Source organism: Sorangium sp. So ce836 (genome assembly GCF_028553905.1).
GTDB lineage: Bacteria > Myxococcota_A > Polyangia > Polyangiales > Polyangiaceae > Sorangium > Sorangium cellulosum_D.
Genome location: NZ_CP102233.1, coordinates 515,706 through 528,003 on the forward strand (window position 1 = coordinate 515,706; position 12,298 = coordinate 528,003).

Here is a 12,298-nt window from a genome sequence, read left to right on the forward strand (position 1 = left end):
GGAGGGCGACGGTCGTCGATCAGGCGACTTCCAGGCGGACGGGGACGTTGTTGCGGGTGGCGTTCGAGTAGGGGCAAACCTGGTGCGCCTTCTCGACCAGCTGCTCGGCTTGCGAACGCTCGATGCCCGGCAGCGAGATGCGCAGGCCGATGTCGAGGCCAAAGCCGCCCTCGGAGCGGGGGCCGATGCCGACCGTCGCCGTCACGGTGGCCTCGGCAGGGATCCGCGCCTTCTCCTGCGCGGCCACGAACTTCAACGCACCGAGGAAGCAGGCGGCGTAGCCCGCCGCGAAGAGCTGCTCCGGGTTGTTCCCCTCGCCACCGGCGCCGCCAAGCTCCTTCGGCGTCGAGAGCTTCACGTCGAGGGCACCGTCTGCAGTCTTGGCCCGGCCGTCGCGGCCGCCCTGAGCAGTGGCTTGGGTCGTGTACTTCACGTCAACAGGCATCGGAGCGCTCCTTTCGTGACGACAAACCCGGGCACGGAAGATCCACCCCCGCGGGGCAGGGCCCGGCCAGGCCGCCGTTCGGATACGCTCCCCATACTGCTCAACCTCACCGTGCGCAACGAAGGAGGCGATCGCGCGGGGCCGCGAGGCGCGCGGCTCAGGTGCCGGTCCAGGCGTAGCCCAGCGCAGAGACGTCCGGCGCGCCGACGGGGATCTCCCCCGTGAATCCGAGCGTGACAAGCTCGAGACGGTTGCCGAACGGATCGTTGAAATAGAGCGACGCCTGGCCCGGCGGCCCGAGCCGCGTGGGGCCGCCTCCCCGGCGCAGCGAACGCACGTCGCGATCGTGCGCCACGATACCACTCGGCGCGCGATGGGCGCATTCTGGAGAAGTCTCGTTGGAGAGGAACCGGGGAGATCGAGCGCTCAGGCCTCGCCTGCGCAGACCCTCTCGAATCTCTCCATCGGACAGGTTCGCTATGCCGTCGGTGCGCACCGTGAAAAACGACGAGCCACGCGCGATCGGGTGAAGGATCGACGGGCCGTCACCATTCATGAGGTCACGAGGCGAGCGACGAATCGGCACGTTCGGCAGGTCGCGCGCGACCGCGCGGTAGATGTTGACGGCGATACGGTAATTTTCCAGGGGCGTGTCGCGCCCCGCGCTGGATGGTGGGTCGAGGGTGACAGGTGCTGGGGCGATGAAACGTCGTCGTTTTCTTCAATCCGGGGCGGCGCTCGGCGCGATGGCCGCGGCGGGCACGCTTTTCCGGAGCTCGAGGGCCGGAGCGGCCTTCGGTGAGGCCCCGGAGCCATACCGGCAGATCGGGCTCCCGCCCGAGCTCCGCGCCGAGAACATCCTGGAAGTGTTCCTGTACGGCGGACTGACCACGTGGGAGACGTTCTATGGAGTCGAGGCGTACGGGCGCCCCGACGATCCGAACCCGGACCTGCGGGGCACGCAGCTCCACACCTTCTACAACCCCGCCGCGCCGGAGAGCTCGCTGCTCTCTTCAGTGCTCATGGAGTGCGGGCTCGCGGCGGGCGACCTCGGGCTGGTCCCCTTCGCCCGCGACGCGCTCGGGATGAACGTGCACCTCGGGCCGCTCCTCGCCCCGCTGATCGCCCGCAAGGACGTCCTCGATCGCATGCGCGTCGTCGTGACCCGGCACGATCTGGAGCCGCACGAGGCCGCCATTCCCTACGCGCTGTGCGGCCGCGCGCTTGGCTCGCCGCAGATGGCGTGCCTCGGCGCCCACGTGCAGCGCCACGCGATGGAGCACGGCGATCCGGGGCGCGCCGCCCCCTACGCCTACACCTTCACGGACCTCGGCATCCCCGGCGACAACCTGCAGGCGTCGCTCGCGACGGGGCTCCACCCCGCGGCGGCGCGGCCGCTGCTCCTCCGCGCGAGCAGCGAGGAGTTCCTGGGGCTCTTGAAGCGGCCGAAGGTCGGCGCGGCGCCCGAGCGGGCGGCGTTCGACGGCCTCCTGTCGCGCTACGTCGACCAGTACCGCGACCGGCTGAGGTACAGGCGCGAGGGCGATCCGCTCCGCGCCTCGCGGCTGTCGGAGCTGAGCCAGACGATCCGCGCCGTCGCGAGCGCGCACGAGCTCGACGCGGTGCTCGACAGCGCGCTGTTCGAGCAGACGGTGACCGCCCTCTGCGGCCTGGAGAACATCAACGCCCCGGCCATCTGCCTGCGGGTCATCGCGCACCTGCTCACGCACCCGGTGATGCCGGCGCGCTACTGCTGCTTCATCGATCCGGGGCTGATCATGGCCGACGGCGGCGGCGGCTACGACACCCACGCCGAGACGTGCCGCACGCAGGCGATGAACCTCGGCAACACGCTCGCCGAGCTCCTGTCGCACGTCCGGCGCCCGGACGAGCAGGGGCCCGAGGCCGAGGGGAAGCTCGACCTCGACCGGACCCTCATCATCCTCAACATGGAGTTCGGCCGCTCTCCGGGCGCGCAGAACGAGCTCGGTCGCAACCACTGGCCCTATGGCTACGTCACGGTGTACCTCGGCGGCCCCATCCGCGAGGAGCAGCGCGGCATCTACGGGGCCATCGGGCCGGACGGGCGCGCCACGACGTTCGTGAAGCCGCCGGAGCAGCGGATCGCCGCGCTGCTCGCGCTCGGGATCTGGCCGTTCGCCCAGGAGGGCTTCGGGGTGAGCGACGTCGAGGGGACGCGCAATGAGGGCGAGTCCGCAGAGGCGGCGCTCGCCAGGGTGCTCGGGCACGGATGAACGGGGCGACCACGATGCGACGCGCGACGCTGAGCTCCACGCTGCTCCTTGCGACAGGCCTCGCCGGCGCCCTGCTTGGCGCGGGCGCCTGCGGCCCCGACCGTGCGCCCGGCGCGCCCGAGGCGCCGGCCATCGAGGACGACGCGGGCCCGCCCCCGACGCCCGAGCTCCCCGACGCCGGCGCGGACCGGCCGGTCGAGGAGGCGAAGGATCCGCTCGCGCGCTGCCAGGACTCCGACGCGGCGTTCGTGCGCCGCGCCCACCTGGCGACGCTGGGGCGGAGGCCGCGCAGCCAGGACGAGGTGCGCTTCTACACCGACCTCATCCGGCAGGTCGACGGCGGCGCGCCGCTCGCCGAGGGCGCGCCGCTCAGCGCGGGGCGGCGCTACGCGGTGCTCGCCATGATCAAGACGTCGCAGCTCGACTACCTCCGCCGCTGGACGGACTTCTACCTGGACAGCCTGCGCGTCGTGCGCGCCTCGGAGAGCTCCGCGAAGTGCTTCTCGACGCTCCTCAGCGCCGACGGCGAAGCCCGCCGGAAGGCCGCCGAGCGCGTGCGGCGCGAGCCGGCGCGCGCCCAGGGCGACGAGTTCTCGATGCTGGATCTGATGCTCGGCTCGCTCGAGAGCGACGATGTCTCGTCGATCTACGTCGCGAACCTGTTCAGCATCGTGTCGCAGAGCTTCGAGGGCGCGAACGCGGATCCGGTGAAGCTCGAGCTCGCGCGCCGGCAGAACTTCGGCGCGCGGTTCAGCGGCGCCTACCTGCACCGGGACATCGTGTGCCTGCGCTGCCACAACGGCGAGGCGTCGGTCACCTTCGACCCGGAGCCGAGCAAGAACCGGTTCTTCCCGCTGCCGGGCCTGCTGGAGAAGGGCCTGTTCACGGACTCGAGCGGTCCCCCGGAGAAGGACGGCCACGACGGCATCGCCCGGGCTTACGGCGTGTTCCGCTTCGGCGGGTTCTCGGTCGCGTCGATGGCCGACGCCGAGCCGCTGCCCGTCGTGCTCCCGAACGCGGTGGTGAGGCCCTGGGGCTGGACCGCGGCGTGCGGCGAGTTCTTCTCGGAGATCAGCGACGATCCGGCGGGGGTCGACGCGCTCCTCGGCAGCGTGCGCGGCGCGCGCACGTCGATGTGGGACCTGTCCGCGGCGCTGCAGCGCGGCTTCGTCGGGCTGCGCCAGCACGGCCTCTCGCGCGGCGAGCGCGGCGAGATCCCGAACCCGGACGAGGCGCTCGCGTACCTCGTGTCGGCGCACATCGCCGAGGAGGTGTGGCGCGAGGTCATCGGCACGCCGCTCACCGTCGCGCACTACTATCCCCGCAGCGCCGCGTCGCGCGGCGAGCTGCTGCGCGTCACGGAGGCGTTCCTGGCCTCGGGCTTCTCGCACGTCCGCCTGCTCCTCGAGGTGCTCCGGAGCCCCGGGTTCAACCTGCAGGCGCCGGAGGACGGCTGCGCGGACGAGCCGTATGCGTTCTCCCCCCTGTTCGACCCGTGGATCATCGCCGAGGAGGACCCCGCGCGCCGCAGGAACAGCGTCGGGGACGCGATCGCGCCGCTGTCGGGCCGGACGCTGCTGAGCGCGGCCCACGGCGCGCTCGACTGGCCTGCTCCGAGCGCCGTGCCGATCGCCGACGCGGCGTTCCTCGGGGCGATCGGCGTGTTCGTGGACGACGGCCAGCCCGGGCACCGGGGGCTGGACTTCCAGGCGCGCCTCGTCTGGGAGGACCGGTTCGCCGCGTGCGATATCGCCCCGGAGGGCGACTTCGTGGCGCGGCTCCTCGAGGCGGCGTCGGAGCAGCCGGACGCCACCGTGGCCGACCTGATCGCGGCGCTCAAGGACCGCATCGTCGGCGACCCCGGGCTCGGCGACGCGGGCGAGCGCGAGGCGCTCGAGCAGGTCCTCGGGGCCTCGCTCGACGCCGAGGTGGCGGCGCTCGATCCCGAGGAGATCGAGCGCCGGGTGCGCGGCGTGTGCGGGGCGCTGCTCGAGTCGCCGCAGTTCATGCTGGGCACGCTGGTGCCGCGCGGCGCCCTCGCGACCCCGAAGCTCACGCCGCCCGACGCCGCCTACGGCGCGGTCTGCGCGCGGCTCGCGGCCGAGCCGCCCATCGACGGCTTCCAGGTCGAGTGCGCCGCGGGCGGCGTCCGGCTGCGGAGGGAGTGACCATGGGTCCATCGCGGCTCCGTGCACCGGGACGTCCTTGCCTGCTCCTCGGCGCGATCCTGCTCGCGTCGTGCTCCGACGACGGCGGCGGCGCGCCGCCGGCGAGCGGCGACGGCGGCGGCCCGCCGTCGAGCGGCCAGGGCGCCTCCGCGCCGACCAGCTCGAGCGCCTCCGCGTCGACCGGCTACGACCCGGTCGCGGCGCGCTTCCCGACGCCGCGGGCCCTTTATGAGCGCGCCGTGGCGCCGTCGTGCGCGGGCGCCGAGGGGAGCTGCCATCGCGGGTGGGCGCAGCCCGATCTGTCGTCGTTCGAGGCGTTCATCGCGACCGCGGGCGCGTTCTGCCAGACCGGCGTCGGCGATCCGCGCGCGGTCGTCGACGGCTGCGAGCGCCCGGGCGACCGCCTGGTGTTCGCGGACGGGGTCGAGCGCGCGCTGCTGCGCGTGATCGTCCCCGAGGGCGCGCCGCGGGTCCCCTCCGAGGTGACGGTGACGCTGGACGGCCCCGCGGGCGACGTGAGCGCGGTGACGCGGGTGCGCGCGCCGGTGGCGGCGGGCCAGGCCGAGCTCCGGCAGGAGCTCCGCGGCGTCGTGTTCACGCCGCTCGAGCCCGCGTCGCGGCTGCGGCTCGACCTGAGCCGGGCGGGCGAGGACCTGGCGCGGGCGTTCGACCTCCGGCGCTGGCCGCGGCGGGGGGCCGACGTGGTCGTCGGGGACGCGAACGGCAACGGCCGTGATGCCGCCGGCGCCGAGCTCAGGCAGCTCGTGCCCGGGAGGCCCGATCGGAGCTTCCTTTACCTGCGGCTCCTCGGCGACGCGCTCGGGGCGCGCATGCCGCTCGTCGAGAGCGGCTGGTCCGAGGAGGCGACGCGGGCGCTCTACTGCTTCGTGCGCGGGCTGCCGGAGGGCTGGCAGCCGGACACGCGCGTCGCCGACGAGCCCATCGCGTACGCGGGGTGCCCGGGCGACCCGGAGGACGGCGGCCCTGCCGCGTCGGATATCGAGGCGGTGCAGGCGATCTTCGACCAGCGCTGCGCGTCGGGCCCGTGCCACGGCGCCGAGCGCGCGTCGGGGCTCGACCTGCGGCGGGCTGCGCTCGCCGGGGGCGAGGTCATCGGCGCGCCGTCCCGTGAGGTGCCGGGCCGGGCGCTGATCGCGCCGGGCGCGGCGGACGAGAGCTACTTGGTTTGCAAGATCGAGCCCGGCTGCGCCGAGCGGGCCCAGGGCACCGCGCCGATGCCCGTCGGGGGAGAGCTCGGCGCGGAGGAGCGGACGGCGATCCGCGCGTGGATCGAGGCCGGGGCGAAGCTGGACTGAGCCGGAGACACCGAAGCGATGGCACCCACCCGAGAGATGGAGAGCGGAAGCATGCCTGGGAAGCGATGGCCTGGAGCGCGCCTTGCGCCCGGCGGCGGCGCGGCGGGGCCGGCTCTGCTCGGCGCGCTGGTGTGCGCGCTGATCCTCCCGTCCTGCAAGGGCGACGGCGGCGGGGCCCCTCCCGCGGCCGCGGGGCCGTCGCTCGCGTGCGGCGACCGGACGGTACAGCGAGGGAACGAGTGCGTGGCCGAGCCGGACGGCACGCCGCCCGCGGTGCGGTGCGGGCCAGGGACGACGCTGGTGGCGGGCGAGTGCGTGGCCGTGCAGACCTCGGAGGATGACGACCTCATCGACGCGGAGGTCGACCTGTCCGGCAGCGGCTTCCTCCCGGCGTGCATCGATGCGCCGCCCGACGCGGTCGCGAGCAACGGGAGCTGCGTTGTTGTCGATGGGGTCATGGTCACCTGCAATCCCATCACCAACGAGGGGTGCGAAGGGCAGGTGGGGCAGTGCGGTTACGACGCCTTCGCCGGCGTCTTCCAGTGTCTCTGGCAGACGAACGACGCGAAGAGCTGCGAGACCTGCTCCGTGTCGTTCGAGACCTGCGGCCCGGGGTTCACCTGCATGGGCGGCCTCTACGCGTGCCAGCGATACTGCTGCGATGACGGCGATTGCGGGGAGGGCGCGGCGTGCGTGCTGCAGCCGCCCTTGCCGTTCGGCATCTGCCAGGCCCAGCGCTCCGACGCATTCGCGCATCTGAGCGACTTCCGGCCGCCGGACCCCGGCGCGGGCGTCGGGGGCTGGTCCGGCGAGGGCGGCTGGTCGGGGGAAGGTGGGTTCGGCGAGGGGGGCTGGCTGGGCGAGGGCGGCTGGCTGGGCGAGGGCGGCTTCGGAGAGGGTGGGTGGTCAGGAGAAGGCGGCGCGGGAGGCCGAGAGGCGGGCGCCGGCGGCGCGGGAGGGCGAGCGGTAGGCGCCGGCGGCGCGGGCGGCGCGGCAGGCGACGATACGAGTCCTTAGGACAAGCTCCTCCGCTCCTCCGGGATCGAGCGCGCCTGCTCCTCCCGGCGTCCCGCCATGCGACATCGCGCCGCAGGACAACGTGTCGCATGGTAGCGCCGCATGACAGCGCGTAAACAGGCCTCATGAAACGCCGACAAATCTTGGATCTCGCCGCCGCGAGCGCCGCGCTCGCCACCCTGCAAACGCTCGGCGGATGCGCGCAGGACGACGCCGGTCCTGAGCCATCGCCCACAACGCCTGAAGGAGAGAGCTCCCCCATGCAGCACATTGCCATGCTGATTTATCCGGGCTTCACCGCGCTCGATCTCATCGGTCCCCAGTCCGCGTTCAGTATCCTCGAAGATACGAAAATACACCTCGTGTGGAAGACGCTCGACGCCGTGACGACGGATTCGGGCATCACCCTCTTCCCCACGGCGACCTTCGACACGTGTCCCGAGGAGCTCGAGATCCTCTTCGTTCCGGGCGGCGTCGCGGGCACGATCGCCGTGATGAAGGACGGCGAGGTCCTCGATTTCCTCGCGGCGCGCGCGGAGCAGGCGAGCTACGTGACGAGCGTCTGCACGGGGTCGCTCGTTCTCGGCGCGGCGGGGCTGCTCCGCGGTCACCGCGCGACCACGCACTGGGCATTCCGCGAGGTCTTGCCCCTCCTCGAGGCCGAGCGCGTCGACGCGCGCTACGTCGAGGACCGGAACCGCATCACGGGAGGCGGCGTGACGTCGGGCATCGATTTCGGCCTCCGGATCGCCGCCAAGATGCGGGGCGAGGAGGCCGCGCAGACGGCGCAGCTCGTGATGGAGTACGACCCCGATCCGCCGTTCCAGGCGGGCTCGCCCGAGTCCGCGCCCCCGGCCGTCGTCGAGCAGCTGCGCGGCCGCATCGCGCAGCCGCTCGCGCAGGCCAAAGAGGCCGCGGAGCAGGCCGCGGCGCGCTGGTGAGGCGCGTCGATCCCGAGGGCCGCTGAGGCCTCGCCCGCCGGACAGGGCCCGTCAGCTCGTCCGGAAGGCGCGGTAGAGCTCGTCGCGCCACGCGATCAGGTCGGCGTAGCGATCGCGCAGCTCGGGGTCGGAGAAGCTCCGGCGGCTGGCGGCGCCGAGCTTCAGCTCGGCGGGCGGCGCCACGTTCACGAGCACCTGGCTCATCGCGATGTCGGCGAACGTGAAGCGGCCGAGGAGCGTCCTCGGCCCGTCTCCGGACGGCGCGCTCCGCGCGAGCGTCGCGCGGAGCTCGTCCAGCGCCGCGACCTGCGTTCGCAGGTGCGCCTCGGCGCCGTCCTCGTGGCCGCCGTACTTGCGCAGGGTGCGGCGGACGCCGAGCCCGCCGAGCCGCGCCGCGAGGGCGGCGTGCGCGCGGCGGATCGGCCCCGGGGCCATCTCGGCGAGCGCCTCGTCGTCGGCCAGCATGCGCGAGAGCGCGCGGGCGCGCCCGGCGGCGAGCGCGCGCTCCGACAGGTCGATGAGCCGCGCGATCGTCGCCTCGTGCTCGGCCGGGAACAGGGTCGGACCGGCGCCGCGCCCGTCGGCCCAGCGCGCGATGTCGGCCGAGTCCGCGAGCACGCGCCCGTCGTCGGCGGTGAGCACCGGCACGGAGACGCGGCCGGTGAGCCGGCGGAGCTTCACCCGGAGCGCCGGCTCGCCGACGAGCGGCTGGTAGTGCCGGAAGGTGTACGGGACGCGGCGGACGTCGAGCGCCCAGCGCGCCTTCTCGGTCCACGGCGAGAACACGAGGCCCAGGAGCTCGGTCATGGCGCCGGCAGCGTACCACACGCGCCCCCGCGCCCTCGGCCGATCGCCCGCAGAGGCGCGGCCCCTCGCCGCCGGCCCTCGGGCGCACCCCGGGCGCCTCACGCGCCGGCGTCGATCTCGACCCAGAGCGACTCGGGCGCGTCGAAATCCTTGAGCCGGAAGGCGCCCGCCCGGCGGAAGTCCGCGCGCTCCGCGTCGGGGAGCGCGGCGGCCGCCGCGCGCGAGAGCGTCACCCGGCCGGGGCGCGGCAGGGCGACCCCGGCGCTCGGCTCGTCCGCGCGATCCTCCTCGGTGACCGCCTCGATCCGGAAGAGCCGGTGGACTTCCGTGCCGAGGACGTCGTGATCGCTCATCCGCACCCGGCCCCAGTGGACGATGAGGCGGAGCTCGGCAGCGTCGCCGACGGCGCGACGGAGCACGCGGGCCGCCTCGACGGCGAGGGCCACCGTGGAATAGACCGCGAGGTACCCGTCGCCGGTCCCCTTGAGGAGGCGCGGGTTCGTCGACCCCCGCAGGGCGCCGCGGAGCCGGTGGAGGTGGTCGACGAAGCTGGTATCGCCGATGTCGTGGAGCATGCGGGTCGATCGGACGATATCGATGAGCAGCATCGCCACCTCCACCCGGTCGGTCAGCTCGGGCTCCTCCTCCCGGCGCCGCGTCGGGAAGAGCTCGAGGAGCGCGAGGTGGAGGTCGTCCCAGTGGATCCGCTCCAGGTGCGCGCTGAGGCGGGCGAAGGTGGGGGAGGCGGCGATCGCCTGGCGCGCGGCGCCCTCTCCCTCGCCGTCGGCGATGTCGGCCGAGAGGCGGTCGAGGAGGGAGAACACCGCGTTACCGATCTCCTCGTCGGCGTCCGGGCGCCGGAAGAGCTCGCGCTGGACGTCGACCAGGAGGTCCCAGTGGCGGGGCCAGGGCTCCCCGTGGCCGATGACGACGTTGCGGATCGCGTTGAACTGGCCGCCGCCGGGGAGCGGCTCGATCAGCGCGCGCAGAGAAGGGTGGAGCAGGTAAAACCGCGAGCGCGGCAGCGCGTGGCGCGAGCCGACCACGGCGTCGTGCGGCTGGCGGAAGCGCTGGACCTGGCGCTCGGCACCGGGCTCGTCGCGGAGCACGCCGAGCAGGCCGCACTCGAAGAGCTCGCGGAAAGGGTGGTAGACGTCGTCGGCGTTCCGGCCGTGAGCGTCGAAGTACGCGCGGTCGACCTGGTGCAGCTTGCACCACACCTCGACCAGCTCGTCGTGGGTGAGGACGTCGCTGGGGAGCAGGGCGAGGAACTCGTCCCGCTTGTCGCGGTTGCGGAGCACCTCGAGGAAGACGCGCATCTCGTCGAAGATGTTGGCGACGAGGAGGCCGGCGCTGGTGCTCTGCACGATCCGCGTGAAGGTCCGCTCGTCGAGGGCCTGCCGGTTGCGCGAGATCTCCGAGGCGAGGATCACGAGATCGCGCGGCCGCCCGAGGGTGTGCCGGCAGAGGAAGTCGAAGGTCGACTCGCCGCGGGACGAGCGCCCCGCGCGCACCTCGTCGAGGTGGATGAACTCGCGGAGCGGCAGCCTCTCGTAATAATACGTGAGCTTCTCGAGCAGCTCGAAGAGCTCGTGCTTTTCGTAGCGGAGCCTCGCGGTCGCGCCGAAGAGGTTGGCCTTGATGTCGGACTCGTAGGCCGAGAACGCCTCCTCCCGGATCGTGGCGAAGATCTTGACGTGCGGGTTGGCGTTCATCAGGTCCCACGCGGCCTCGATCATCCCCGCTTGCATGTGGATCCACGCGTCTCGCGGCAGCCCCCGGAGCGCCTGATCGAGCTTGTCGATGAAGATGTAGACGCCGCTGTGGAGCGAGCGGAGCCGCCGCTCGAGCGGGCGCTCCAGCGCGTCGACGACCTGGTTGATCTGGCGGACGGTCATCGAGAGGAGCTCCTTCAGCACCATCGTCGGCTCGACCGGCCGGCCTTCGAGGAGCCCGCGCAGGTTCCGGGGGAGCGGCGAGAGGTCCTCGGGATCGCCGGCGGCGGCGGCGGACTGGTAGGAGACGATCGACAGGCGGAGGCTGAAGCTCCAGAGCCGCTTGCAGTCGTGGAGACGCGACATGAGGTCGCGCTGGGTCTGGTCGACGCTGGGCAGGTCGCCCATCAGATCGAGGTACGGCCGCCCCTCCGGGATGAACTGCACGGCGGCGTGGCGGCGCTCGCGGCCGGTCGCGAGGTAGATCTCGCTGAGGACCGAGCGCTTGTACGTGAGGAGGAGGGTCTTGCCGAGCCCCTTGCTCCCCGAGACGAAGTGCTTCTTGGCGCTGTCGAGGAACTCGCGGACCACGGCGTTCTTGAAGGTCAGGTCCTTGAGGGCGCCGATGTCGATCTGGTTGGCGTCCGAGACCCAGCTGTGGTCTTTCGGGAGGTCGGGCGGGCCGCCGGGGGGCGGCCGCTGCGCGGGCCGGTCCGGCGGGCGGCCGGCGAGCGCCCGGAGCGCCTCGAGGAGCTCGCCGGCGGAGGCGAACCGGCGGTCGCGGTCGCGGTGGGTCGCCCGGGCGAACCAGGCGTCGAAGCCGCTCGGGACCTCGGCCAGCCGCGACGGCGCCGGCGGGACATCGAAGCAGATCTTGTGGACCAGCTCGTACAGCGACTCGCCGCGGAAGGGCCGGCGCCCGGTCATGCACTCGTAGGCGATCACGCCGAGCGACCACAGGTCCGCGCGGTGATCGACGCCGCGGGCGTTGGCGATCTGCTCCGGGCTCATGTAGCTCACGGTGCCCAGGGTCGCGCCCGCGTCGGTCTGCGGCGTCCCCTGGCGATCGAGCCCGAGGTCCTCGAGCTTGACGATCCCGAAGTCGAGGACCTTGCAGAGCGGGCGATCGTCGTCGACGAGGAAGACGTTGGCCGGCTTGATGTCGCGGTGGACGACGCCGAGGCGGTGGGCCTTGCCGAGCGCGCTGCAGACATCGCCGAGGACCGCGACCGTCTCCTCGTAGGAGAGCGACCCGCGGGCGATCCGCTCGGCCAGGTCCTCGCCGCGGAGGAGCTCCATGGCGATGTACGGCACCTGCGTCGCGGCATCGACGTTGAAGTCGAGGACCTGCACCACGTTCGTGCCCCGCAGCTTCGCCGCGGTCTGCGCCTCGCGGAGGAAGCGGGCGCGCGCCTTCTCGGTCCCGACGACCCCCGGATCCATCAGCTTGAGCGCCGCCGGCCCGCCGAGGTGAAGGTCGGTCGCCCGGAACACCCGGCCCATGCCCCCTTTCTTGAGGAACTCCTCGAGCCGCCAGCGCTCGCCAACGACGTCCCCCGGGCCGAGGCGGCTCCGCGACGAGTCGCTCTGAGCCGCGGAGGGCACCGTGGCTCCTTCCGGTCGGTGGGCACTCT

The 12,298-nt window shown here is 73.1% G+C and carries 9 protein-coding genes; 5 read left to right on the top strand and 4 right to left on the bottom strand.

From position 1 onward, the window contains the following. Window positions 1-19: 19 nt before the first annotated feature. Both NQZ70_RS01960 and NQZ70_RS01965 read right to left on the bottom strand, forming a co-directional pair. Window positions 20-445 (bottom strand): organic hydroperoxide resistance protein, encoded by a 426-nt coding sequence (locus NQZ70_RS01960; protein ID WP_129572706.1) that lies wholly within the window; start codon window positions 443-445, stop codon window positions 20-22. 157 nt (window positions 446-602) lie between these two features. After that, complete coding sequence (locus NQZ70_RS01965) at window positions 603-1,001, bottom strand: hypothetical protein (RefSeq protein WP_237244924.1); 399 nt, start codon at window positions 999-1,001, stop codon at window positions 603-605. Between the two features lie 145 nt (window positions 1,002-1,146). Here NQZ70_RS01965 and NQZ70_RS01970 point away from each other — a divergent pair, with 145 nt between their 5' ends. From NQZ70_RS01970 to NQZ70_RS01990, 5 genes are all read left to right on the top strand, one after another. After that, on the top strand, window positions 1,147-2,700 hold the full coding sequence (locus NQZ70_RS01970; protein WP_129572707.1) for a DUF1501 domain-containing protein: 1,554 nt from the start codon (window positions 1,147-1,149) through the stop codon (window positions 2,698-2,700). A gap of 14 nt (window positions 2,701-2,714) precedes the next feature. Continuing rightward, window positions 2,715-4,868, top strand: coding sequence for a hypothetical protein (locus NQZ70_RS01975; protein ID WP_129572708.1), 2,154 nt, complete (start codon window positions 2,715-2,717; stop codon window positions 4,866-4,868). Window positions 4,869-4,870: 2 nt separating this feature from the next. Next, on the top strand, window positions 4,871-6,184 hold the full coding sequence (locus NQZ70_RS01980) for a hypothetical protein (protein ID WP_129572709.1): 1,314 nt from the start codon (window positions 4,871-4,873) through the stop codon (window positions 6,182-6,184). A gap of 51 nt (window positions 6,185-6,235) precedes the next feature. After that, complete coding sequence (locus NQZ70_RS01985; RefSeq protein ID WP_129572710.1) at window positions 6,236-7,201, top strand: hypothetical protein; 966 nt, start codon at window positions 6,236-6,238, stop codon at window positions 7,199-7,201. Window positions 7,202-7,461: 260 nt separating this feature from the next. Then, window positions 7,462-8,142 (top strand): DJ-1/PfpI family protein, encoded by a 681-nt coding sequence (locus tag NQZ70_RS01990; RefSeq protein ID WP_129572711.1) that lies wholly within the window; start codon window positions 7,462-7,464, stop codon window positions 8,140-8,142. 51 nt (window positions 8,143-8,193) lie between these two features. Here the strand turns inward: NQZ70_RS01990 and NQZ70_RS01995 are convergent, their stop codons facing one another. Further along, window positions 8,194-8,949, bottom strand: a complete 756-nt coding sequence (locus tag NQZ70_RS01995; protein ID WP_129572712.1) for a glutathione S-transferase N-terminal domain-containing protein — start codon at window positions 8,947-8,949, stop codon at window positions 8,194-8,196. Window positions 8,950-9,047: 98 nt separating this feature from the next. Next, window positions 9,048-12,269 (bottom strand): P-loop ATPase, Sll1717 family, encoded by a 3,222-nt coding sequence (locus NQZ70_RS02000; protein ID WP_237244925.1) that lies wholly within the window; start codon window positions 12,267-12,269, stop codon window positions 9,048-9,050. Window positions 12,270-12,298: the final 29 nt, after the last annotated feature.